Origin of the sequence: Micromonospora sp. URMC 103, from assembly GCF_051386435.1 — a bacterium.
GTDB lineage: Bacteria > Actinomycetota > Actinomycetes > Mycobacteriales > Micromonosporaceae > Micromonospora.
The window spans coordinates 1,629,324-1,652,022 of the sequence record NZ_JBPQTR010000005.1 but is presented as its reverse complement, the minus strand read 5'-3'; the positions used below and the strand labels follow the sequence as shown (position 1 = coordinate 1,652,022).

Genomic DNA, 22,699 nt, shown 5'->3' with positions numbered 1-22,699 from the left:
CTTTCGTGCGTCCTGCCCCGCGGTGGGCACGACGCTGCCTGCGACGCCCGTCGTGTCCGCCGGAGAAGGGGCCGGCTCGACGGACCCGTGGCGGGTGGACCGCACGGCGCCGACGACGAGTCGGCCGCTCGAGGTCGGGTGCGGGCGCGAAGAGGGTATGAACCGCTGTGCCATCACTGTCGGTCCTACCCATCGGGTCGCCCCAGCACCGGCCGGATCTCGGCAAATCGCCCAAAGGGGTAGCCGGAGATGCGAACGCACGTGGCAGAACGCACCCCTCGATCACCGGGAGTGTGTCCGATCACCATCGCGCCGCGCGTGGCACAAAGCCCGACCTCACCTGGTTGTACCGAGTAGCGGTTGGTTGGAGGTTGCCATGCGCAGGATCCTGATCGTCGGGGGCGGTTACGCCGGTTTCTACACCGCCTGGCGGTTGGAGAAGAAGCTCCGTCGCCACGAGGCCGAGGTCACCCTCGTCGACCCTCGGCCGTACATGACGTATCAGCCGTTCCTGCCCGAGGTCTCCGCCGGCTCGGTCGAGGCGCGCCACGTCGCCGTCTCGCTGCGCGGCCACCTGCGCAGGACCACCGTCATCCCCGCGAGCGTGACCGAAATCGACCACGCCCACCGGACGGCCACCATCCGGCCGCTGGACGGCCCGGACCGCCAGCTCGAGTACGACACCATCGTGGTCACGGCCGGTGCCGTGACACGCACCTTCCCTATCCCCGGGGTCACGGAAGGCGCGATCGGCCTCAAGCACGTCGAGGAGGCCGTCGCCATCCGGGACCGTCTCCTCACCGCGTTCGAGCGTGCCTCGGCCCTCCCGCCGGGCCCCGAGCGCACCCGGCTGCTCACCGTGACCGTCGTCGGCGGCGGGTTCACCGGCGTCGAGGGCTTCGGCGAACTGCTCTCGCTCGCGACGGCGCTGCTCAAGCGGTACCCCGAACTCACCTTCGCCGACCTCAACTTCCACCTCGTCGAGGCGCTGGGTCGCATCCTTCCCGAGGTCACCGACGACGTCGGTCGCTGGGTGGTGCGCCACCTCGAGGAGCGCGGCGCCCACGTCCACCTCCACACGCAGCTCGTGTCGGCCGAGAACGGGCACATCGTCCTCTCGACCGGCGAGGAGTTCGACACCGAACTGCTGATCTGGACCGCGGGCAACGGCGCCAACCCCGTCGTCGCGAGGCAGACCGACCTGCCGGTCGACGAGCGGGGCCGGCTGCTGGTGCGGGCGGATCTGCGGGTCGGCACGGCGGAAGCCGCGGTACCCGACGCCTGGGGCGCGGGCGACAACGCCGCGATCCCCGACCTCGCCTCCGGGGTGCCGGGCGCACTCACGGTGCCGAACGCGCAACACGCCGTACGACAGGGAAAGCTGCTCGCCGCGAACCTCGTCGCCGACATGCGCGGGCGTCGCGTCAAGCAGTACGTGCACCACAGCCTCGGCGTGGTGGCGACCCTCGGTCTCGGTCGCGGGGTGTTCCAGTACCGCCGCCTGGTCATCAAGGGCTTCCCGGCCTGGTTGATGCACCGGGGCTACCACGTGCTCGCGGTGCCGACCTGGGAACGCAAGATCCGCGTCCTGCTGGTCTGGCTCAGCGCCGCCGTGTTCGGCCGCGACATCATCTCGTTGCAGTCGGTGCAGCAGCCCCGGGCCGCGTTCACGGCCGGCGGCACACCCCGCCCGGCCACCGGTGGCGTGCTGCGCTGGTCGAGGGGGTAGCGAGCCCGAGAGCTAGGCGAGTGCTGCCGCGATGTCGGCCGCGCCCTGGATCGCGGCCGAGGCCCGCACGGTCTCGTCCGTGCTGAGCACGACGCGGTCGATGCGCGTCAACATCTCGGCGGCGATCTGCGGCTCGTGCAGCGCCATCGCCACCTCGGCGCGATAGGCGAGCACCTCGACCAGCGCCACCGCGTCGTCGTCGGGGCGGAGCCGAGCCAACGCGCTGTCGAGGATCCGGGCGGCCTGCCGGTGGTCGCCCCGGGAATCGCCCTGCACCACGGCGTTCGCCAGGGCCTTGGCCAACGGCCCGGACGGCGTCGGTTCGGGCGCCGGCCCGGCAGCCGCGGCGTGGACGACGCGGATCCAGTTGCCGCCCGGGTCGACGATGCTGAACCCGCTCGAACCGCCGCCGTTCCTGCGGGCCCGCGGTCGCGTCATCCGCGGCGTCCCGGAAACCAGCACCTTGCCGTACGCGGCCCGCATGCCCGCTGCGAACGCCCGGTGCAGCTCGCCGATGTCCGGTGTCAGCACCAGGCAGGAGCCGTACGACTGCTCCGGATCGAACCCGGGCATCGCGAAGAAGTGCAGCTGCAGGTCCTCCCGCTGCAACGCCACGTACGGGTTGGGCCTGCGCTGCCGGTACGTCGTCCGGAAGCCGAGCACCTCGTAGAAGGCGACGATGTCGTCGATGGACGCGCAGGGCAGCAGGGGAACGGTCACCTCGTTGGCCATGGGTCCTTCGTAGCGGCCGTCGATGGGCGCCCGCACATGGAAGTGGCCGACCATCGGCGGAGGCCGTCCGAAGGGTTGACCCCGGAGGACGACAGCCCGGACGCCCCCGGACCGGGGCGACCGCGGCTGCCGGCTCGGCCCCGCGCCGGATGTTCCGGCGCCTCTGCCGGGGCCGAGCCGACACCGCGGGTGGGAAGCCCGGTTCGCCGCGCCGGAGGAGGCGGTCAGGGCCGCTGGCCCGCCTCGTCCACGACGGCGACCTCCAGGGTGGCCGAGGTGTCGGCCGTGCCGAGGAAGGCGTAGGTGTCCCGGTCGAAGACGAGCACCCCGTCCTTGCCCTCCGACGACCAGTTGATACCGATGCCCGGCCTCCCCGCGCCGTCCTTCACGTCCGGCACGGCCCTGAGCCCGGGAATCTTGACCGCCGCCTGGAACAGCGCGGCCCGCGCCGGGGGACGGAGATACTTCTCCGCGATCAGGTCGTGGACGGTCTTCCCCATCGCGTTCGGATCGCCCGGCTCACCGCCGAGGTTCTGCTTGAGGTAGTCGAGCATCGCGTCGGCGTCGGTCGGCAGATCGGGCAGGTACGCGGGCGTCGGCGTACACGGCTCCGTCTGCCGCGGAACTACCTGGTTCCCCTTCACCACGACGGCCCGCCCCCCACGGCAACCCGGAAGCGGGGTGGTGCCCCACTCCTCGGCGGGCGTCTCCTGCAACTGCCCGTCGCGAGTGCCGTCGACCGACAGCCAGATCTCTCGCGTCATTCCGGCGGACCGGCTCTTCGTGTAGACGAACTGGTTCGGGCGTGGCTCGACATCCGGCAGTCGGAGCGCCGCGGCCGCCGCGTTGTGCAGCACCTGGGCGGCGTCCGCACTGGCGGCGGGAACCTGGCCACCGATCCGGTCGGGGGCGAGGACGAGCACGGCGGCGACCGCAGCGGCGAGGCCGGCAGCCGCCCAGCTCGCCAACACGACACGTCGCGCCGGCCGGTGACGTCGTACCACGCCTCGCTCCTCCCCGGAGTGCGCGGAGTTCATGGCTGCGAGGAGCCGAGCGCGGGCCGGTGCCAGTTCGTCGGCTGACGGGAGAGGCGTCTCTCCATTCAGCTCGCGGACCATTCGCATGTCATCCATTGCTGGGGCTCTCCTCGATCGTCGTGCTGGGATCGGTTTCACCCAGCGTTTCGCGGACCTTCCTGCGGGCTCGGTTCAGCCGGGAACGAACGGTGCCGACGGGAATGCCGAGTGCCGTGGCCACCTCCTCGTAGGTGAGCCCTTCCCAGGCGATCAGGAGCAGCACGTCCCGGTCGCCGGGCGACAACGCGGCCAGGGCCTCGGTCAGCAACCGGTGAAGGGCCTGGGCCGTCACGTCGGCGGCGACCTGATCAGCGGGGGAGGCCTCGTCCCGCTCCGCGACGAGAACCTGCCGAAGGCGGTACTCGCGCAGCTCGTCCCGCCGGTGCTGGCCGACGAGGTTGGTGGCTATCCCGTACAACCAGGGCCTGGCGTCGCGCCGCCGCGGGTCGTACTGCCGCCGTTTGCGGAACGCGGTGAGGAACGTTTCCGCCACCAGGTCGTCGGCGGCTTCCCGGCCCAGGCGGCGGGCCAGGTACCGGTGAATATGGGAAGCGTGCCGATCGAAGATGGCGGCGAACTCCTCCGGCTCCTGGGCCGACTTCCCGATGACGGTCGCGTCGTCCTCCATCTCGTCGAGGATCCTGCCTTGACCTGTCCGATTCATACGCGGCCTTTCGTGGGGCGCAGAGAGGGTCCACGCTGTTATCAGCAGGACGGCCGCGGAAGGTTCACGGCGGAGCTTCGCCCGGTGGGGAGACCGATGGAGCAGGGACTTGTGGCCACGATCGTGATCCTCGGCGTCGTGTGCCTCGTCTGGCTGGCGTACGTCTCCTTTCGCACCTTCTGCCTGGGGGCCGGCGCCGCCCTCGCGGCCTTCGGCGCGATCTACCTCGCCGGCCCACTCGGCGCCGCCCACACGCGAGCGTCCACCATGCTCGGTGTCGTGTGCGGCGAAGCGGTGTTCCTGGTCGTCTGCCCCGTCGTGGAGCGCCGGCTGCGACGGCAGGGGAGGGAACGGGCGAGGAGGTACGCCGAGGACCTTGTCGACGAGGCGAAACGCCGGAGACGTTCCCCGGATGAGATGCGTCGCTACCGGACGCCGGACTAGGGCCTGTCCTGCCGATCATGGAAGCCAGATGACAGTGGCGATGAGGACCAGGCTGGACCGGTATAGGGATGCGCGTTTGGCGTAGCGGGTGGCCAGGTCGCGCCATTGCTTGAGTCGGTTGAAGCAGCGTTCCACGACGTTGCGCTTGCGGTAGGTCGCCTTGTCGAAGGCTGGTGGTCGCCCTCCGGTGCTGCCCTTGACGGCACGGCGGGCGACCTGGTCGGACCGTTCGGGGATGACGTGCCGGATGCCGCGTTGGCGCAGGGCTCGGCGGGTGGAGTCGTGGGCGTATCCCTTGTCCGCGATCAGCACGTCGGGACGCTTGCGGGGCCGGCCGGGTCCCGGCTCGTTGACGCGGATCGCGTCCAGCAGCGCCAGGAGTTGAGGGTTGTCGCCGGCCTGACCTGGAGTGAGCAGGATCGACAACGGCCGACCCCGTCCGTCGACGGCGAGGTGGATCTTCGTGCTCAGCCCGCCGCGGGATCGGCCGATGGCCTCGCCATCTTGCGCACCAGGCGTCGCCGGACTTGTCGGGGAGCCCCCTTTTTGCGGGCGCCAGCGGCATGCTGGTGCGCCCGCACGATCGACGAGTCGATGCTGATCGTCCACTGCACCGGTGTGCCGTCGTCATGCACCTGCGCCGCGGCGAGGATCCGATCCCACGTGCCGTCGGCAGTCCACCGTCGCAGCCGCTCGTGGCAGGTCTTCCACGGCCCGAAGCGTTCCGGCAGGTCACGCCACGGCGCACCCGTACGCAGCTTCCACAGGATCCCGTTGATGACTTGACGGTGATCCCGCCACCGCCCCCGGGCACCACCCGGCTCCGGCAGCAGCGGTGCGATCACCGCCCACGCCTCATCGGTCAACTCGCCACGACGCACCACCGGCACATCGTCAACGATCAACCACTACAAGATCGGCAGGACACGCCCTAGGCGCAGTCCTGCGGATTATGGCGAGGACCGCAAGGGCCGCCGTCTTGCGCGCCACTTCATCGCGGTGCCTCCTGTGAGGAACAGCGCGGCGTGGCTCCTGCCGGTCGAGGATCACGAAGGGCGCGGCCGTCTGGCCGTGCCCTTCGTCGTCGGGGGTGCGGCGAACGGTCGCTCACAGTGAGACTAGGCCCCGCGAGAGGGAAACTTACTCTCCGTTGTCAGGATCGCCGTCGACGCCGGGTCACCCTGGCTCGCGGCCGCTGACCAGCGGGTCTCTGCCGAGGCCGGTCAAGGCCGACATACCCGCCTCTCGTCCTTTGCTCTGCACCCCTATCTGCACCGGTCACGGGCTGTGCCTGGTGCGCATGTGGGTGCAGAGCAAAAGACGCGAACGGGTGGGTCGCTCATTCGCTCGTTGGTTACGCTCAGTAGCCGATGCCGCCGGTCGGGTCGAGCCGGCCGCGGCTGTGAACCTGCTGGGCTTCGCGGCCGCGCGGCGTCCCCGCCCGGCACCGCGGGGCGGTCGTCGGCCGGGGTCAGGCGCCAGCGGCGTACGCGGTCAGGCGGTCGTTTCCGGCGGCGGGGGGAGCGTCTGCAGGCTCCGGCGGTAGGTCGCCTCGGGCGATGCGGCCGGGTTCAGCAGCAGGACGAAGTCCGGCAGCGCGTGGAGAGCCGGATCTCCCGACGGCGTCTGCGATCCCGGCTCGCTCTCCCAGTCGATGAGGTTCACGGTCACCGCGTAGCGCCCGGCGGGCGCCGTCACGCGGAGCGCCTGGTCGTCCGGTGTCGCCGACACGTGCTCCAGGCCGGTCAGGTAGAGCTTCTCGCCGGAGATGATGAGGTACGGATCCGAGGTGACGAGCAGTTGCGTCCGCTCGCGCTCGGTCAGCTCCGCGCTCTGGTCGGCGTCGCCGACCCGCACGACGAACTCGAACGCCGCGTCGCCCAGGTTGATGGGTACGAGCTGCCCGGCCACGACGTGCCGAAGGATGTCCGCGTCCTCGATCAGCGCCTCCTCCCACGAGTCGTAGTCGACCACGGAGGTGAACGGGTCGGGAGTCCAGAGCACCTGCATGCCGGCATCCGTCGCCACGCAGCCCGCTGCCTCGAACAAATCCGCCCCCCACGTCGATTGGTGCGATCCCAGCCGAGAGCGTAGGCGCGGCCAGACCGTCGGCTTCCACCCGCCGCGTACGACGAAAAGGGGAAGCCACGGTGATCTTCGTCGACGATACTGGGCGGCATGAAGCTTGCCGAGGCCCTTGCGCTGCGCGCGGACGCGGCGCGCCGCGTCGAACAACTCCGCGCCCGCGTCGCGGCGAGCGCCCGGTACCAGGAGGGCGAGGCGCCGGCCGAAGACCCGACGGCCCTCCTCACGGAGGCGGGGGAGGTGCTGGGTGAGCTGGAGGTGCTCATCCGGCGAATCAACCGCACCAACGCCGCCACCGTCGTCGACGGCGGCGGCACGCTCACCGACGCGCTCGCTCGCCGTGACGTCCTGCGGCTGCGGCATCATCTGGTCACATCCGCCGCCGACGCGGCGGCCGGAGAGGGGCAGCGTGGCTTCCGGCAGCTGCGCTCCGAGCTGAAGATGATCCCGGCGCTGCCGGTGGCCGAACTACGCGGGCAGGCCGACGACCTCTCCCGTCAGCTCCGCGAGGTCGACACGCTCGTCCAGCGCACGAACTGGGAGGTCGACCTGCTGGACTGACGGACGGGTGTGGAGCAGGTAGCCGACGTGGAGGCGTGCGCGAACCCGAGAGCCGGCGGGTGAAATCCGGTTCCCTCCTGGCGCGTCGAGGGCAGGCGCAGGGGTTCGACTCCCCAGCACACATCGCATGCCCAGCACGGCACACCAGTGAAGGCGCACAGGTAACGGCACACCACCAAGCGCAGATCCACGGCGGTGAGGGAGGGACAGGGGACCTCCACACGGCGACGGGCGGGCAGGGCCTCGCGCCCCGCGAACGGGCCGGCCCGGCCGCCCACCGGTGAGGAAGGCGGCCGGGCCGATCCGTGCTGCGTCCGGATTCCCGGGACCCGTCAGCTCGGCTCGACGGGCAGCCACAGCTCGCAGGTCGCCGTACTGAAGTCGTCGGCGCGCTCGAGGATCGCGACGATCGACGGTCCCGGCCGCAAGCGCCACGGGTTGGAGGGGAACCACTCGGTCGCCGTCGCGGCCCAGGCCGTCTGCAGGGCCTGCGGGTGGGGTCCGCTGGTGCGGAAGACCGCCCACATGCCGGCCGGCACCTCGATGGCGTCGAGGTCGTCGGGGACCGGCGTGTCCCGGGTGAGGGCGACCCCGTGCAGGTACGTCAGTTCGCTGCCCTCCGCGGCGTCGGGCTCGACGTCGTCGCAGACCTGCAGCAGCCCTCCGGGCTCGGCGTCGCCGAGGGACTTCAGCCGGGCGTGCTCCTCCTGCGGCAGCGCGGTGATGTGCCGCTGGATGTGCGGGTTGATGCCCTGGTGGATCAGCGGGACCCGGGCAGCGTGGCCGACGAGCCGGAACGCGGGGCGGTCGACGAGGCGGGTGTCCATGGGGATGCTCCCTTCGACAGTCAGGTGGAACCTGAGGTGCGGTTGTGTGCGAAGGGGGCCTCCGTCGCGCCGTACGTCGGCGGGGCTCGCGCCGTGGACGGCCCGGAACGCGCGCCCGAACGCCTCGGTCGAGCCGTATCCGTGCCGGACGGCGATGCTCAGCAGGTCGTCCTCACCCCGGACGACGTCGGCGGCGGCGACGGTCATGCGGCGTCGCCGCACGTACTCCGACAGCGGCATGCCGGCCAACGACGAGAACATCCGCCGCAGGTGGTATTCGGTCGTGCCGAGCGCAGCGGCCAACCCGCCGACGTCGAACTCCTCGGTGAGGTGCTTCTCGACAAGGTCGACAAGCCGGTTGAGTGCCGAAATCACGGAGCCCTCCCTTCGACGTCAAGCCTGGCCTGAGCATCCTCGGCCGCGCCCGACCGCTGCGGTCCGATCCGATCATGTGCCGCGGCTCACTCGTCGGCGCCCGGCCAGGTGAGGGCCTGCGCGACGATCACCCGCTCGCCGTTGTACGTGACCGCGGGACCGCCGTGGAGACGGAAGCCCAGGTCGAGGGCCGCGCTGACGCGACGGCAGAACGCTTCGTCGTCGGGCCCGGTCAGGACCCGGTAGCGAGGGAGGCCGTCGGGGGGTTGGTCGGTCATGTCGCCACCGTAGCGACACCGGTGAGCTACCTCGGCGGCCCCGTTCAGCTACCCGGGGCCGGCCGGGGCTCCAGGACCACCAGAGCGGTCTCGGACGACCGCAGCGCCGCGTGGGCGTCGAGGTCCGCCTCGATCTCGCGCCAGCGCGCCCACAGCCGCGACCGCTCGTCGCCGGTCGCGGCGCGACCGCGTACCAGCCGTTGCCCGTCGACGAGGTCGACGGTCGCCTCCGGATGCGCCTGCAGGTTGAGCCACCAGGCGGGCTCCCCCTCGCCCCAGCCGTTCATCGCCAGCGTGAACAGATTCGGCCCGTCCTCCAGGTACGCGACGATGACGGCGCGTTGCTGCCCGCTGCGGCGTCCGACGGTGGTCAGCCGCAGGGTGCCCCAACGGTCGGCGCGAGGTCGCCACAGGCCGACCCGGCCGCGGAAGACCCGGTAGATGCCCCGGTGCACCGACCAGGCGAGCCGGATGAACCAGCGTGGTGGCAGCTTCGGCTTCTTCGCGCGGTTGTCGACCGGCATGACGACCTCCCACCCGTGCGGGGGCACCGTACGCACCGGACGCTAACCGCCGCCCCGGGCCGACCACCAGAGCCGAACGGCCGGTCGATGCCGGCTGGACCACGCCGGACAGGCCCTCGCGGCGGGCCGCTACCGCTCCAGCTTGCCGTCGTGCGCTAGGCATCGACCGACATCTGTATCGCAGTTGACATCGACGTCTTTGCGCGTCAATCCCAAAGTCCTGGGAGATCCTGGGCATCCTGGCTGGGCACGCGATATTCATCCGATCTCCGCTTGGGGAGTTGACGCCGGTCCTCGGCGCCGGGAGAGGATAGGGAGTGCGGTCACCCCTCTCGACGCCACCCACCATCCCCGCCGGCGCCCTCGCGGCCGGGCCCCAACCGGTGCTGCCCGCCGAGGGTGACCTGCTCCTGCGACCGTGGGAGTCGCCGGACGCGCCCGTCTTCTTCGCCGCGTACCGGGACCCCGCGATCCGGCACTGGCACACCCGCCAGCCCGCGTCCGAGGAGCAGGTCCACGAGTGGTTCGCCCGGTACCGCGAGGCCTGGGAGCAGGAGACGGGCGCGAGTTGGGCGGTGACCCGCGACGGCGGTGAGGTGCTGGGACGCATCGCGCTGAGTGGCCTGAACCTCGACGACGGCGTCGCCGGATGCGCCTACTGGGTGCTCCCCGCCGCGCGCGGTGCGGGCGTGGCCTCCCGCGCGCTCCGCGCCTTGAGCGTCTGGGCGCTCGGCGAGGCGGGTTTCCATCGCCTCCAGTTGGACCACTCGACCCGCAACCACGCCTCCTGCCGGGTCGCCCTCGCGTCCGGCTTCCGTCTGGAGGGCACCAAACGCAGCGACGCCGTCCACTCCGACGGCCGGCACGACATGCACCTGCACGCCCGCATCCGCGGCGACGGGTGACGCCTCAGAACGTGAAGAGTCGGAACGTGCCCACGGTCTGGAAGCCCAGGCGTCGGTAGACCGGCTCACCGATCGCCGTCGAGGTGAGCGCGGCCGTTCGTACGCCCCGGTCGCGGGCCAGGTCGACTGCCGCCCTCGTCATCGCGGCGCCCACGCCCCGTCGACGATGCTCGGGTCGGGTGCCCACGTAGTAGAGCGTGATACCGGCGTCGCTGTCCGGGCCGGCTCAGCAGACCCGTGGCACGCCGTCGAGTCGGCGGCGGGCCTCGGCGAGCGCGTCCGCGGGGTCGCAATATGCCCGGTGCGCCGCGAGCAGCCTGTTGATCGACTCCACGGGCCGACCCTACCTACGCGCCCCCACAGTGACCTGCGACAACCTCCGACGGTGACATCGGCCTCGTAGACCGGATCGACGGCCGTTTTCAGGTGTCGCGTCGAGGTGCGACGTAGCGCAGGGCGAGAAACGACCCGTACTGGTGGGTCTCCGCCAGGACCCACGGCGTGTAGGCCTTGGCGTGAAGCAGTCGCGTGCCGGAGCCGACGAGGACGGGCGCGACGCCGATGTGCAGCTCGTCGACGAGGTCGGCCTCTACGAACTGGGTGGCGAGCGTCGGGCCGCCGAGGACCCAGACGTTCTTCCCCTTCGCGGCCTCGACCAGGCGCGGGTGAACGTCGGTCACGGCCTCGTCCGTGAAACGGAGGTCGGCGCCCGGGTGTCGGCGTAGCGCACGGTGCGTGAACACCCAGGTGGGTCGGTCGGCGTAGAGCCAGGGGGTGTCCTGGCGGCAGACGAACTCGTACGACCGGGCGCCCATCGCGATGGCACCCACCTCGTCGAAGAACCGCTCGTAGCGCCGCCGTTTGCCTTCCAGGCCGCTGAATGGGGAGAGCCAGTCGAGCTGTTCGTCGGGTTCGGCGATGTACCCGTCGATGCTCATGGCGACGAAGTACTGGGTCAGGGTCATGAGGGGACCCTAGGGCCCGCGTCGATCGCCGGAGGTCCGCCGCGGTACGCGTACGAGGCGCGGATCGACAAGCGTTGTCCCGCCGGGCGGCTGGCCAGGGCGGTGGTGTCGCACCGCGAATCGTCGGCTAGGCTGAGATTGTTGACGCGGCGAATATATCGCTCGCAACTACTACGCTGAGAGGACCATCCGATGGCCCAGCCCAAGCTCGCCGTCATCTACTACTCCTCCACGGGCACGATCCACGCCATGGCGCGGCGCCTCGCCGAGGCCGGCGAAAAGGCCGGCGCCGAGGTGCGGCTGCGCCAGGTTCCGGAGCTCGCCCCGGCGGAGGCCATCGCCTCCAACGCCGCGTGGAGCCAGCACTTCGACGCCACCAAGAACGAGCCGAAGGCGAGCCCCGACGACATCGTCTGGGCCGACGCCGTGCTGTTCGGCACCCCGACCCGCTACGGCAACGTCTCCAGCCAGCTCAAGCAGTTCCTCGACACCCTCGGCCCGCAGTGGAGCCAGGGCCTGCTGGCCAACAAGGTGTACGCCGGCTTCACCTCGACCATGACCGCTCACGGCGGCCAGGAGTCGACGCTCCTCGCCCTCTACAACACGATCTACCACTTCGGCGGCCTGATCGTTCCCCCCGGCTACACCGACCCGCTGAAGTTCGCCGACGGCAACCCGTACGGGGTCTCGCACGTCACCGGCGGCAGCAACGACGCCCCGCTGGGCGACGTCCAGTTCGCCGCGCTCGACCACATGGCCGAGCGGGTCGTCACGTTCGCCGGCAAGCTCAACGGCTGACCTGCCTCGCCGAGCCTGGCCGCACCACCGGCCAGGCTCGGCGGCGCCGGAGCGCCGACCCCTCACGAATACATGAGGTGCAGCCGCATCCCGGCCTCGGCGTGCGCCAGGTTGTGGCAGTGGTTCGCCCACACACCGGGATTGTCGGCGCGGAACGCCACCTCCCAGACGTCGCCCGGGCGTACGTCGAACGAGTCCCACCACAGCGGGCTCCCGCTCGCCGGCTTCCCGTTGCGCGACAACACCAGGACGTGGTGCCCGTGCAGGTGCCACGGGTGCACGACGAGTGACCGGTTCACGATCGTGAACCGCACGACGTCGCCCCGGCGTACCACCTGGGGCGGGATGTCCGGATCGGCCGCGCCGTTGACCGTGTGGGCGTACCGCGGCAGCAGCCCGCGCAGGTCGAGGCCACGGTCGAGGACGAGGGTGAACTCCTTGTCGAACCGGGACCACGGCGCCGGGGACCCCGCGCCGTAGGTGAGGGGATCCAGCGCCGGCCACCCGCGGGTCTCCGCCGACACGGGACCGGTCGAGTAGACCGCCCGTCCGTCGACGAACAGCGCCACCGGTGTGGCGGGCGCCGGGAACTCCAGGTCGTAGCGGCCTCCGGCCGGGATCAGCACGGCCGTGTCCACGAGCGGGGTGGGGCCCCGCAGGTCGTACCCGTCGATCGCGGCGACCCGGAACGGCGTCCCGGCCAGGGCGTACCGGTGCGTCGTGCTGTCGGTGTTGATCAGCCGCAGCCGCACGGGCACCCCCGCCTGGACGGGCTCCGTCCGCGGAGCGGGCAGCGGGAGACCGTCCAGCGTGTGCACCGGGACCGTCACGTCGACGCCGGTCACGGGCGCCGGGCGCACCACGAGGACCCCGTAGAGCCCGCGCCGCACGCCGATGTCGGACACCGCGTGCGTGTGGTACCAGTACGTCCCGGCCTGGTCGGCGCGGAACCGGTAGACGAACTCCTGCCCGGGCAGCACCGCAGCCTGCGTCACGTCGGGCACCCCGTCCTGGCTGTTCGGCACGTCGTAGCCGTGCCAGTGCAGGGTGACGCCCCGCGCGATGTCCCGGTTGCGCAACGTCACCTCGAGGACGTCGCCGACCGTGGCGGTCAGCTCCGGCCCGGGGACCTGGCCGTTGAACGCCCACGCCGCGACGTTACGGCCGCTCACGCTCACCGTGGCGGTCCCGGCCGTGAGGGTGAACCGCCGGGTCGGTTCGGCCGCGGTCCGCGCCGCCTCCGCATATTCATGATCATGGGGTACGGCGGGAGCGGCGCCGGGAGCGGCGAACAGCCCGGTTCCGGTCACCAGCGCGGCGACCGCCACCGCGACGGCCACCCGGGACACGGTCCGGGACGGTCGCGCGTTGAGGACGCGCCACGAGACCGCGGTGGCCGCGAGGACCCCGGCGACCGCGAGCAGTCCCGCGCCCGCCGACGCCGGGTAGCCGTGCAGGACCGTCACGAGCAGGGCGGCGCTCCCGGCGTACCCCGCGAAGAGGAGCGGGACCGCGACGGCCCGCACGTCGCGCGGCGGCCGTAGCAGCCGCGAACCGGCGACGACCACCGCCGCGAACGACAGCGGGGCGGCGATGAGGACCTTCTCCGCGGCGAACCACCAGCCGGCGCGGGCGAGCGCCGTGATCGTGGCCGCGCGAACCACCGTGGCGAGCAGCCCCACGGCGGCCAGCGCCAGCGCCAGCCGACGGCGCCGGGCCGCCGACGCGGCGCCCGCCCCCAGCCAGCCGGCGGCCGTGAGGACCGCGATGGCCAGGTCGGCGGCGAGCAGCGAGCCGACCGTCATGCCGGTTCCCCCTCCCGGATCGTCACCTGCGCGACGTCGGCCGGGACCGGCGTGGCCAGCTGCCGCGCGGCCCGCACGACGGCGACCACCACGTGCACCGCCACGATCCCGTTGACCGCGTGCAGCGCGGCGACGGTCAGACCGAACGGGGTGCTGACGCCCGAGGCGTCGGTGAGCCCGTTCGCGAACATGGCGAGGAGCGCCTGCAGGACGACGAGGCCGAGCGGCAGGACCGTCAGGCCGACGAGCCGGCCCGGCGCCTTCGCCAGCACGGCCAGCAGGATGGTGAGCAGGGTGAGAACGGGGATGACGGCCATCCCGTTGACGCTGTGCAGCCCGTAGGCGCCGTCGCCCGCGGGCTTCGTGAAGGCGCCCACGGCGGCGAAGACGAACTGGAGGGCGAACGCGACGAGCAGCAGGGTGCTGACCACGACGAGGGCCTTGCGCATGGTGACCTCCTAGAGGTGGGCCGGGGACAGGGTCTGTGCGACGTGGTCGGTGGCCGTGATCGCCCCGTACGCGACCAGCCGCACGAGGTCGGCGTCGTCCGGATGGGACAGTCGCCAGAGGGCGACGTCGCCGGGGCGGATCGCGCCGGGCGCGAACGCGGCCAGCAACGCGATCCGCGTCCCGACGCGATCCGCGCCGGGCAGGTCCCGGATCAGGTCGGCGGCCCACTCCGCGGGCCGGGCCGGGTGCCGGCCGTCCTCCCAGCGCACGGTCGCCGTGACGGTCCGGCGTGCCATCTCACCCAGGAGGTCGCCGCCCCGCAGGGCGGCGGTCCGCAACGCCGCGTACGCGACGCCGACCGGGCTGTCCCCGGCCCACGCCGGTGGCGCCGCCGCGCCGACGTCGACCAGCGACAGGCTGCGGCCCGGCTCCTTCGGCTCCCGGGCCGTCCTCGTGTAGAGACGGCCCCCGGCGGACCGCACCACGCGGGAGCGTTGCAGGCCGCCGGGCAGCAGATCCGGATCGAGTAGTGCCGAGACACCCCGGTTGACGAAGTGGAAGGCGAGCGCCGTCCCGGTGACCTCCGGGCCGTACGGGCTTGCCCAGTCGGCGGCCTCGGGGGTGCGGCTGGCCTCCGCCCACGCGACGAGGGCGGCGTAGCGCGGCTCCGGTGGCGTCGCGCCCCGGGCGATGACCTCGGCCAGCCCGTGCTCGCCGAGCGCGTGCAACAGCATCACGTGGGCGTCGACGCAGAACCGGCAACGGTTGGCCCGCGACACCGCCGACGCGACCACCTCGCGGTCGACCCGGGACGCGTCCCCGGCGAGCAGGGCCTCGCGTATCAGCGCCCAGGTCGCGGCCAGCAACTCCGGCACGGGCGAGAGCGCCTGGAACGTGGGCAGCGGGCCGAGGAAGTCCTCCCGTAACTGCCGGTACACCTCCGCGGTGAGACCGGTCGCCGCCTTCGCGTTCGTGGGGGTGAAGAAGCGGTATGTCATGGACTCGATGCTCGTCCGGGCGGGTGGGGAAAACGTCGTGCCGCCGCAGGCATCTGCCCGACCGCCGGTACCGCGTCCGCAGTACGCGTCAGCTACCGCGTTCGTGGGATGTGCCCTCGACGGCGGTCGTTCTACAGTGCGCTCATGCGCCGTGATCTGCCGTACGTCCTCAGCGGCCTCGCCCTCGGCGTCCTCCTGCTCGGCAACGCCGCGCTGGCGCCGGACGCCACCCCGGTGCGGGCGCTGGACGTCGCCCTGGTCGCCGTCATGGCCGTGGCCCTCGCGGCGTGCCGGCGCCACCCGGTCGTGGCGCTGGTGGCGGTGACCGCCGCCATGCTGGCTCTCCACGTCCGGGTGCACCCCGGGGTGTCCGCCGCGTTCCCCGTCCTCGGCGTCGTCTACGTCACCGCCTGGCGGGGTTACCGGTCGGCCGCCGCCGTGGCCAGCGTCGTCTTCCTCGGCGGCTTCCTGGCCCGCGACATCTCGGTCGCGCCCGCCGACCGGCCCGGCCAGCTGATCGCCGAGCGGACCTCGCTGCTGCTGGGCTGGTTCGTGGCGGCAAACGTCGCCGGGTTGGTGTCGCGGCAGCGCCGGGCGTACCTGGAGCAGGTCGAGCAGCGGGCGGTCGAGGCCGAACGCACCCGCGAGGAGATGGCGTTGCGCCGCGCCGGGGAGGAGCGGCTGCGCATCGCCCGGGACCTGCACGACTCGCTCACCCACGCCATCTCCGTGATCAAGGTGCAGGCCGGGATCGCCGTGCACCTGGCCCGCAAGCACGGCGAGGAACCGTCGGCCGCGCTGCTGGCCATCCAGGAGGCGAGCGGCGCCGCGATGCGCGAGCTGCGGGGGACGCTGGAGGTCCTGCGCTCACCCGCCGACGCCGACCGTGTGGGGCTGACCCGGGTGGGCGAACTCGCGGAGCGGACCCGGGCAGCGGGCGTGCCGGTGCAGCTCACCGTCACCGGTCAGCCCCGGGACGTGCCCGTCGAGGTCGACCAGGCGGGCTACCGGGTCGTCCAGGAGGCCCTCACCAACGTGACCCGCCACGCCGGCGCCGCCACCGCGCAGATCCACGTCGAGTACGCGCCGACGCGGCTGACCGTCTCGGTGACCGACGACGGCGAGGCGTCGTCGGTCCGGCCGGTGACGCCGGGGGTGGGGCTGCGCGGCATGCGGGAGCGGGTCAGCGGGCTGGGCGGCACGCTGGACGCCGCCGCCCGCGACGACGGCGGGTTCGCGGTACGCGCGACGTTCCCGCTGCACGGACCGGCATGACCCGGGTCCTGCTCGCCGACGACCAGGCCCTGATGCGGGCCGGCTTCCGGGCACTGCTCGACGCCGAGGACGACCTCGATGTCGTCGGCGAGGCCGCCGACGGCGCCTCGGCCGTCCACCTGTCCCGACGTCTCCGGCCGGACGTCGTGCTCATGGACGTGCAGATGCCGGGGCTCGACGGCATCGAAGCCACCCGCCGCATCGCCGCCGATCCCGCCCTCGCGGCCGTCCGCGTCCTCATCCTCACCAACTACGGGCTCGACTCGTACGTCTTCGCCGCGCTCCGCGCGGGCGCGAGCGGATTCCTCCTCAAGGACGCCGACCCCGCCGACCTGTTGCAGGCCATCGCCGTCGTGGCGCGCGGCGACGCGCTGCTCGCGCCGGCGGTCGCCCGTACGCTCATCAGCGAGTTCGTCGCCGGCCCGCCGCAGGCCGACCCGATGGCCGGCCGGGACGTGCTGACCGCCCGCGAACAGGAGATCGTCCACCTCGTGGCCCGCGGGTTGAGCAACGACGAGATCGCCGAGCGCATGGTGATCAGCCCGTTGACCGCCAAGACACACGTCAACCGGGCGATGACCAAACTGCACTGCCGTGACCGCGCCCAACTGGTCGTGTGGGCGTACGAGTCGGGGCTCCTCACACCGCGCCGCCGGTGACAGTCCGTCGTCGTGTGCGGGTCGCCCACGGCGTCGAACTGCCCGGCGAGGAGCTGTTCTGCTCCCGGAACTATGACGGGGTCAGGACCGACCGGATGAGCGCGAGCTCCCGGAGCGCCTGGTCGTAGTCGTCGCTCTCCTCCCACAGGTCGCGCCACTCGGAGTCGTCGCCGACGACCCGGTCGAGGGCGCGCAGCGCGAGATCGTCGAGCCGACGGGGGAGGGCCAACCGCTCGCCCGCCAGCAGGAAGTCCGGCGCGTACGGGGAATCGATCGGGCGGCCGCCGGGCCGGTGGGCGGCGAGGATCGCGGCCGCGGCGATCGCCTCGACGGCCAGACCGCTGTCCAGGTAGCCCGGTTCCGCCAGGACCGCGGTGAGTGCCGCCTCCACCAGCGCCGGCCTCTGCCCCGGCGCGGCCTCGTCGAGGTCTCCGCACCAGTCCGCGGCCTCGTCGTTGTCGAAGGCCCCGACGTCCCACGTGCCCACACGATCTCCTCACGTGCCATCGACGGCGGCCCCTGCGCCGTCGCACGGCACGCTAACCGAGCGGTGTGACATACCGCCGATCCTCACCATGCCGGCGATGCGGCGGTGTCCGGCACGTCGGGATGCCGCCACATCGGCGAAACGTCATGCCGCGGCGGCTGGCCCGGTGATATGTCGGACTGTCGACCCGCCCGCTTCATCGCCCGACAGCGTCGCCACTTCCGTTGTGCGTCTGCGCGCCGGATTCCATTCATCGGCCTGAAGGATTGGGACCGTAGCGTCGCCGGCTGACAATTCGTCCCGGCCGGTGAGTGGTGATCATGTCATCTGCACCTGAGGTAAGCGTCGTCATCCCCACGTTCGCCCGTCCCGACCTGGTCACCCGGGCCGTCCGTAGCGCGCTGGCCCAGACGGTCACCGACATCGAGGTCATCGTCGTGGTCGACGGGCCGGACCCGGCGACCCGGGACGCCCTCACCCGGATCGCGGATCCCCGCCTGCGGCTCGTGGAACTCCCGGGGAAGGGCGGCGCGCCGAACGCGCGCAACGTCGGCGTGCGGGAGGCCCGGGCGCCGTGGACGGCTCTGCTCGACGACGACGACGAGTGGCTTCCGGAGAAGCTCGCGGTGCAGTTGGCGCACGCCCGGACGGCCACGGTCGCCGCGCCCATCGTCGCCAGCCGGCTCATCAACAAGACGCCGCGGGCCGAGTTCGTCATGCCCCGCCGCCTGCCGGCCGACGGCGAGCCCGTGTGCGAGTACCTCACCGTCCGGCGGGGCCTGTTCCACGGCGACGGGTTCATCCAGACCTCGACGATCATGGCGCCCACGGCGCTGCTGCGTCGCGTCCCGTTCACCGTCGGCCTGCGCCGCCAGCAGGAGCTCGACTGGACGCTGCGGGCCCTGGACCACGACGACGTCGCCCTCGTCATCGCCCCCGAACCGCTGGTGCTGTGGCACCAGGACGAGGACCGGCCACGGATCAGCCTGAACTCGCCGTGGGAGGCGCAGTGGGAGTGGGTGCGGACAATGCGCCCGCTGCTGACCCGGAAGGCGTACGCGGCGATCGTCATGAGCATCATCAGTTCGATGGCGGCGCCCACCCGGAGCTTCCGGGTCTTCCGGATGCTGCTCGCCGACGCGCGGCGGCACGGCCGCCCGGGCGGCATCGACTACCTGACGTTCCTCCAGATCTGGCTGATCCCACCGCAGTTGCGGCACACCCTGCGCGACCGCGTCCTCGGCGGCCGTCGCCCGGCCGCAGAACCGGCCGCTGCCGCGCCGGCCGCTGCCGCGCCGGCCGCTGCCGCGCCGGCCGCTGCCGCGCCGGCCGCTGCCGCGCCGGCGCCGTCCGCGCACGGGACCCTTGGCGCGACACCGATCGTCGCGCTGCCGGTCCCGCCCGTGCCGGCCAGCCCGGGCAACGATGTCCACGCCTAGGGTCGCCGTCATCTGGCGGAGCCTCATGCTGCCGGTGTCCGAGACGTTCATCCGCAACCAGGGCGACGCCCTGCCGTCGTGGCGGCCGGTCTACCTCGGCGCCAGGAAGATCGCCTCACCGATCGCCGCCGACAGCGACGTCATCGTCTATCCGGACACGGCGGCCGGCCGTCGCGGCTGGCACCTGCTGCGCCTGACCGGCGGCTCCGCGCGGCTGCGCCGGCTGCTCACCCGGCTCAACCCGGCCGTGGTGCACGCCCACTTCGGCGGCGACGGCTGGCTGATCAGCCGTGCGACGCGGCAGGTGGGCGTGCCGCTAATTCTCACCCTGCACGGCGTCGACGTGACCCGGCAGCCCGCCGTTCCCGGCCCGCGCGGCGCGCGGCACCGCCGCAAGCTGCGCGCCGCGTTCGACCAGGCCGCCCTCATCGTCGCCGTGTCGGGCTTCATCCGCGACCGGGCCGTGGAGTTGGGCGCCGACCCGGCGAAGGTACGCGTGCACTACACCGGTGTGCCGATCCCGGCGGAGCCACCGGCGGCGTCGAAGATTTGGGACGTGGTCTTCGTGGGCCGGTTCGTCGACAAGAAGGGCGTCGACGACCTCGTGGAGGCGCTCGGACTGGTCGCCGAGCTGCGACCCCGCGCCCTCTTCGTCGGCACCGGACCGCTGGAGGCGTCGGCGCGGAGGCGGGCGGTGGAGCTGGGCGTGGACGCCACGTTCCTCGGTGCGCAGCCGCCCGAGGTGGTCATGCGGCACATGGCGCAGGCCCGGATGCTGGCCGCGCCGTCGCGGACAGCGTCGGACGGCGACTGCGAGGGGCTGCCCACGACCGTCCTGGAGGCCGCGAGTCTCGGCCTGCCGGTGGTCGCCACCCGCCACAGCGGCATCCCGGAGGCGGTCCGGCACGAGGAGACCGGCCTGCTGTGCGCGGAACGGGACCGGGCGGCGCTGGCCGGGAACATCCGGCGGCTGCTCACCGACGAGCCGCTGCGCGAACGCCTCGGCCGGGCCGCGCGCCAGCTCGCCGAGACGACCTTCGACCTGCGCCGGCAGACGCGACTGCTCGAGGAGCTGTACGAGAGTGTGGCCTCGTCCGGCGCCGACCCGCGGGGCCGGACCCAGCCCGGTCACGTCGAGACGGATCCCGCGTCAGTCGTGGGGTAGGACGCGTCGTACGACGGCGCCGGCGGTCCGGCGGGCGCGCCGGGCGCCGGCCAGGACGAGCTTGCCCGCCCGGGCCGTCGGTGTCCCGCTGAGCAGCGCGACGAGGCCGCGCGCCCGGCGCAGCTCCGCCTCGCGCTCGGCGAGGGTCCTCTCGTACCACGCCTCCCGCGCGCGGGCCTCGGCCAACTCCCGTGCCAGCCGGTCGCGGCTCACCGCCAGCTCCCGGAAGCCCGCCGCGTCCGGCCGGTCCGGCCCGGCGACGGCGGGACCGACGGGCTCGGTGGACCGCCCCGCCAGCGCCGCCAGTGTCAGCGCCAGCTCGGCCGGATCCGCGGGCGACGGCCAGAGGTGCGCGAGTCCGGCGTCGAGCATGCGGACGGCGAGGCGGCGCAGCGCGGCGTCCGGCGGCCCCGCCGGCACGAGCGGAGCGAGATCTCGGTCGGGCGTGACGACGACCTGGTCGGCGGGGACCCCGGCGTGCGCGCCGGCCTGCCACCGGCCCAGCAGCTTCCGCACGGTCGGCAGGTCCCGGCGCAGGGCCGCGACGATCACCAGCTGTTCGAGGAGGTGGCCGGCCGGTAGCGGCCGCGTGCCGCCGTCGGGGTGGCGCAGGAGCAGCCCACCTCCGGGGCGGCGTACGACCTCGACGGGCGGGCCGTCGACCGTGATCAGCGCCTCGGGCGGGGCTCCGGTGGCGGACGGGGCCACGGCGGTCACCTCGGGCTCCGGCCGGGCGGCGGGGGCGACGGACGCGTCCGGCTCGGGGGCGACCCGCGCGGCCTCCAGGATCCACGCCGGCGCGAGCGCCGTCGCGGCGCCGTGGCGCAACGCCGTGGCGGCCAACCGTCCCGGGTCGGTGAGCACCGCGTTCCGCGGTCCGCCGGCCCGGGCGAGCAGGGCCGCGAGGAAGGCCGTCGCGTCCTCGTCGGCCAGCAGCTCCGGCGACACGAGCGCGGTCGGCGCGATCGGCGTCGGCCAGGCGGTGTAGGTGCGGCGCACCGCCAGCCCGGCGGCGGCGAGCCGGGCCCGCAGCCGGTCCAGGCCGGCCGGTCGGTCGGTGTCGTACTCACCGGCGCCGGCCCAGTCCGAGTCGGTGACCTCGGGCGGCAGCGCCACGAGCCGGTGCACGCCCAGGTGGTTCTCCACGGCGAGGAGCAGCCGCCCGCCCGGGCGCAACGCGGCCACCAGCAGCGCGAGCGTGTCCGCCCAGGTCAGGTCGGCGCCCTCGGTCGAGCCGAGCCGCTCCGTCCCGTCGAGCGCCACGACCGTGTCGTACGCGGGCTCGGTCGCGAGCTTCTCCGGGCTGCCGCACAGCACGGTGACGCCGGGCCGGTCGGCCAGGCGGGCGGCGAGCGCCTCGGCGTCGGGCAGCCCCCGCACCAGCAGCGTCGCGTCGCCCGCCGGCAGCGCGTCGAGCAGGGCCGGGTCGAGCGGCCCGACGACGAGGACCCGCCCGGTGGCGGCGGCCAGTAGCGGCGCCAGAGCCTCCCCGCGCACCGGGCCGGGCCCGTGCCGGCCGTCCAGGTCCGACCACACCTGCATCTCCCCGCCGATCAGTCGTACGTTCACCGGGTTCCCTCGGGCAGGTCGGCCTCCGCGGCAGCGGACGGCGGCAGCGGATCGGGCCAGTGGAACAAGCGCCGCAGCACGGCGGCCGGAAGCAGGCGGTCGGCGCCCAGTTCGGCGACCGCGACGCCCCGCGCCACCGCCGCGTCGACCTGCGGGCCGTGCAGCTCCGCCCACTGCCGGCGGATCCGCGGTTGCCCGCCCCAGAGCGGCACCTCACCGGCCAGGTGCATCGGGTCGCCGTACACGGCGGGCTCGCAGCCGGCGAGGACGGCGTAGAGGACGGCGGTGCAGAGCCGGTTCGACGCGACGCGGCGGTGCCGGCGCTGCTCGACCAGCTGCCGGCGCAGGAAGTCCGGGTCCAGGCTGTCCCACCTGCCGCCGCGGTAGCCGTGGCAAATGACGCGGAAGCCGGCCCGCTCGTAGCGCTCACGCACCGGCCTCGTGCGGTACTCCTGCCAGTAGAGGCAGACGGTCACCGGGCCGGGTTCGGTGGCCTTGATCTCCGCGATCAGCCGGTCGTGGTCGCCCACCACGTGCTGGCCCTCCCAGCCGTGGAACGGGTACCAGATGGTGCCCTCGCGCGGCGGGGGGCCGTCGGGCTCCGGCTCCATAGCGAGCAGGTACGCCCAGGGCGCGCCGACGGCGTACGCCTGCCGCCGTCCCAGCGACCAGGCCCGCCGGCGGGTCCGCTCCGACCAGACGAACAGCGGCAGACCGGGTACGAACTCGTGGTCGGCGGCCATCCCGTCGCCGATGTTCCAGCCGTGCTGGAGATAGCCGCGGATGCGCTGAGGGCTCCGGTCGTCCAGCCCGCAGTAGCGGGCCAGCACGTGCGAGTGGCCGTAGTAGTGGTTGGCGTGGTGCACGGCGGCGACGACCGTCCCTGGTC

At 73.0% G+C, this 22,699-nt stretch carries 25 protein-coding genes; 9 read left to right on the top strand and 16 right to left on the bottom strand.

Annotated features, from left to right (window positions below):
* The first annotated feature begins 376 nt into the window (after window positions 1-376).
* Window positions 377-1,729 (top strand): NAD(P)/FAD-dependent oxidoreductase, encoded by a 1,353-nt coding sequence (locus tag ACSNOA_RS20670; RefSeq protein WP_436660618.1) that lies wholly within the window; start codon window positions 377-379, stop codon window positions 1,727-1,729.
* A 12-nt stretch (window positions 1,730-1,741) separates the two neighbouring features.
* On the opposite strand, the gene ACSNOA_RS20665 is transcribed toward ACSNOA_RS20670, so the two are convergent.
* The 3 genes from ACSNOA_RS20665 to ACSNOA_RS20655 all read right to left on the bottom strand — a co-directional run bounded on the left by ACSNOA_RS20665 (window position 1,742) and on the right by ACSNOA_RS20655 (window position 4,165).
* On the bottom strand, window positions 1,742-2,461 hold the full coding sequence (locus ACSNOA_RS20665) for a VOC family protein (protein WP_436660617.1): 720 nt from the start codon (window positions 2,459-2,461) through the stop codon (window positions 1,742-1,744).
* A 224-nt stretch (window positions 2,462-2,685) separates the two neighbouring features.
* Window positions 2,686-3,579: a CU044_5270 family protein gene (locus ACSNOA_RS20660; RefSeq protein ID WP_436662392.1), complete on the bottom strand. Its 894-nt coding sequence runs from the start codon at window positions 3,577-3,579 to the stop codon at window positions 2,686-2,688.
* Window positions 3,580-3,586: 7 nt separating this feature from the next.
* On the bottom strand, window positions 3,587-4,165 hold the full coding sequence (locus ACSNOA_RS20655; RefSeq protein WP_436660615.1) for an RNA polymerase sigma factor: 579 nt from the start codon (window positions 4,163-4,165) through the stop codon (window positions 3,587-3,589).
* 132 nt (window positions 4,166-4,297) lie between these two features.
* Here ACSNOA_RS20655 and ACSNOA_RS20650 point away from each other — a divergent pair, with 132 nt between their 5' ends.
* Window positions 4,298-4,645: a hypothetical protein gene (locus ACSNOA_RS20650; RefSeq protein WP_436660614.1), complete on the top strand. Its 348-nt coding sequence runs from the start codon at window positions 4,298-4,300 to the stop codon at window positions 4,643-4,645.
* A 15-nt stretch (window positions 4,646-4,660) separates the two neighbouring features.
* On the opposite strand, the gene ACSNOA_RS20645 is transcribed toward ACSNOA_RS20650, so the two are convergent.
* Window positions 4,661-5,526, bottom strand: a protein-coding gene (locus tag ACSNOA_RS20645; protein WP_436662391.1) for an IS5 family transposase whose coding sequence is annotated in 2 segments (ribosomal slippage) — window positions 4,661-5,193 and window positions 5,193-5,526 — 867 coding nt in all. Because the reading frame shifts where the segments join, the coding sequence is not laid out codon by codon here.
* 613 nt (window positions 5,527-6,139) lie between these two features.
* A complete protein-coding gene (locus tag ACSNOA_RS20640; RefSeq protein WP_436660612.1) occupies window positions 6,140-6,673 on the bottom strand; it encodes a hypothetical protein in 534 nt (177 codons plus the stop codon).
* 150 nt (window positions 6,674-6,823) lie between these two features.
* On the opposite strand from ACSNOA_RS20640, the gene ACSNOA_RS20635 reads away from it, so the two are divergent.
* Window positions 6,824-7,291 (top strand): DIP1984 family protein, encoded by a 468-nt coding sequence (locus ACSNOA_RS20635; protein ID WP_436660610.1) that lies wholly within the window; start codon window positions 6,824-6,826, stop codon window positions 7,289-7,291.
* A 332-nt stretch (window positions 7,292-7,623) separates the two neighbouring features.
* Here the strand turns inward: ACSNOA_RS20635 and ACSNOA_RS20630 are convergent, their stop codons facing one another.
* The 3 genes from ACSNOA_RS20630 to ACSNOA_RS20620 form a co-directional block, all read right to left on the bottom strand.
* The gene (locus ACSNOA_RS20630; RefSeq protein ID WP_436660609.1) at window positions 7,624-8,493 is read right to left on the bottom strand and encodes an AraC family transcriptional regulator; all 870 of its coding nucleotides are present in this window, start codon (window positions 8,491-8,493) and stop codon (window positions 7,624-7,626) included.
* 86 nt (window positions 8,494-8,579) lie between these two features.
* Window positions 8,580-8,771 (bottom strand): DUF1737 domain-containing protein, encoded by a 192-nt coding sequence (locus ACSNOA_RS20625; RefSeq protein ID WP_436660607.1) that lies wholly within the window; start codon window positions 8,769-8,771, stop codon window positions 8,580-8,582.
* Between the two features lie 44 nt (window positions 8,772-8,815).
* Window positions 8,816-9,295 carry a nitroreductase family deazaflavin-dependent oxidoreductase gene (locus tag ACSNOA_RS20620; protein WP_436660606.1) on the bottom strand — a complete coding sequence of 160 codons (480 nt, stop codon included), beginning with the start codon at window positions 9,293-9,295 and terminating at the stop codon, window positions 8,816-8,818.
* A gap of 317 nt (window positions 9,296-9,612) precedes the next feature.
* On the opposite strand from ACSNOA_RS20620, the gene ACSNOA_RS20615 reads away from it, so the two are divergent.
* Window positions 9,613-10,200, top strand: a complete 588-nt coding sequence (locus ACSNOA_RS20615; RefSeq protein WP_436660603.1) for a GNAT family N-acetyltransferase — start codon at window positions 9,613-9,615, stop codon at window positions 10,198-10,200.
* Window positions 10,201-10,204: 4 nt separating this feature from the next.
* On the opposite strand, the gene ACSNOA_RS20610 is transcribed toward ACSNOA_RS20615, so the two are convergent.
* Window positions 10,205-10,387 (bottom strand): GNAT family N-acetyltransferase, encoded by a 183-nt coding sequence (locus tag ACSNOA_RS20610; RefSeq protein WP_436660601.1) that lies wholly within the window; start codon window positions 10,385-10,387, stop codon window positions 10,205-10,207.
* Window positions 10,388-10,622: 235 nt separating this feature from the next.
* Window positions 10,623-11,165 carry a dihydrofolate reductase family protein gene (locus ACSNOA_RS20605; RefSeq protein ID WP_436660600.1) on the bottom strand — a complete coding sequence of 181 codons (543 nt, stop codon included), beginning with the start codon at window positions 11,163-11,165 and terminating at the stop codon, window positions 10,623-10,625.
* 192 nt (window positions 11,166-11,357) lie between these two features.
* Between ACSNOA_RS20605 and wrbA the strand changes: the two genes are divergently transcribed.
* On the top strand, window positions 11,358-11,963 hold the full coding sequence (wrbA, locus tag ACSNOA_RS20600; protein WP_436660598.1) for an NAD(P)H:quinone oxidoreductase: 606 nt from the start codon (window positions 11,358-11,360) through the stop codon (window positions 11,961-11,963).
* Between the two features lie 62 nt (window positions 11,964-12,025).
* Here the strand turns inward: wrbA and ACSNOA_RS20595 are convergent, their stop codons facing one another.
* The 3 genes from ACSNOA_RS20595 to ACSNOA_RS20585 are packed head-to-tail and all read right to left on the bottom strand — an operon-like array spanning window position 12,026 to window position 15,216.
* Entirely contained in the window at window positions 12,026-13,768 is a 1,743-nt protein-coding gene (locus ACSNOA_RS20595; protein ID WP_436660597.1) for a multicopper oxidase family protein, read from the bottom strand.
* Window positions 13,765-14,217 carry a DUF6220 domain-containing protein gene (locus tag ACSNOA_RS20590; RefSeq protein WP_436660596.1) on the bottom strand — a complete coding sequence of 151 codons (453 nt, stop codon included), beginning with the start codon at window positions 14,215-14,217 and terminating at the stop codon, window positions 13,765-13,767. Before ACSNOA_RS20590 ends, ACSNOA_RS20595 begins: the two co-directional genes overlap by 4 nt.
* Before the next feature lie 9 nt (window positions 14,218-14,226).
* A complete protein-coding gene (locus tag ACSNOA_RS20585; protein ID WP_436660594.1) occupies window positions 14,227-15,216 on the bottom strand; it encodes a carboxymuconolactone decarboxylase family protein in 990 nt (329 codons plus the stop codon).
* Between the two features lie 144 nt (window positions 15,217-15,360).
* Between ACSNOA_RS20585 and ACSNOA_RS20580 the strand changes: the two genes are divergently transcribed.
* Window positions 15,361-16,491 carry a sensor histidine kinase gene (locus ACSNOA_RS20580; protein ID WP_436660592.1) on the top strand — a complete coding sequence of 377 codons (1,131 nt, stop codon included), beginning with the start codon at window positions 15,361-15,363 and terminating at the stop codon, window positions 16,489-16,491.
* Window positions 16,488-17,150, top strand: a complete 663-nt coding sequence (locus ACSNOA_RS20575) for a response regulator (protein WP_436660590.1) — start codon at window positions 16,488-16,490, stop codon at window positions 17,148-17,150. Before ACSNOA_RS20580 ends, ACSNOA_RS20575 begins: the two co-directional genes overlap by 4 nt.
* Window positions 17,151-17,220: 70 nt before the next feature.
* Here the strand turns inward: ACSNOA_RS20575 and ACSNOA_RS20570 are convergent, their stop codons facing one another.
* Window positions 17,221-17,637 (bottom strand): DUF4259 domain-containing protein, encoded by a 417-nt coding sequence (locus ACSNOA_RS20570; RefSeq protein ID WP_436660589.1) that lies wholly within the window; start codon window positions 17,635-17,637, stop codon window positions 17,221-17,223.
* A gap of 320 nt (window positions 17,638-17,957) precedes the next feature.
* On the opposite strand from ACSNOA_RS20570, the gene ACSNOA_RS20565 reads away from it, so the two are divergent.
* Both ACSNOA_RS20565 and ACSNOA_RS20560 read left to right on the top strand, forming a co-directional pair.
* On the top strand, window positions 17,958-19,076 hold the full coding sequence (locus tag ACSNOA_RS20565; protein ID WP_436660587.1) for a glycosyltransferase family 2 protein: 1,119 nt from the start codon (window positions 17,958-17,960) through the stop codon (window positions 19,074-19,076).
* The gene (locus ACSNOA_RS20560; protein WP_436660585.1) at window positions 19,063-20,241 is read left to right on the top strand and encodes a glycosyltransferase; all 1,179 of its coding nucleotides are present in this window, start codon (window positions 19,063-19,065) and stop codon (window positions 20,239-20,241) included. The genes ACSNOA_RS20565 and ACSNOA_RS20560 overlap by 14 nt, the downstream gene beginning before the upstream one ends.
* Here the strand turns inward: ACSNOA_RS20560 and ACSNOA_RS20555 are convergent.
* Together ACSNOA_RS20555 and ACSNOA_RS20550 are read right to left on the bottom strand one after the other, a co-directional pair.
* A complete protein-coding gene (locus ACSNOA_RS20555; RefSeq protein ID WP_436660583.1) occupies window positions 20,227-21,810 on the bottom strand; it encodes a hypothetical protein in 1,584 nt (527 codons plus the stop codon). The two genes, ACSNOA_RS20560 and ACSNOA_RS20555, sit on opposite strands and share 15 nt — an antisense overlap.
* Window positions 21,807-22,676: a hypothetical protein gene (locus tag ACSNOA_RS20550; RefSeq protein WP_436660582.1), complete on the bottom strand. Its 870-nt coding sequence runs from the start codon at window positions 22,674-22,676 to the stop codon at window positions 21,807-21,809. The genes ACSNOA_RS20555 and ACSNOA_RS20550 overlap by 4 nt, the downstream gene beginning before the upstream one ends.
* Window positions 22,677-22,699: the final 23 nt, after the last annotated feature.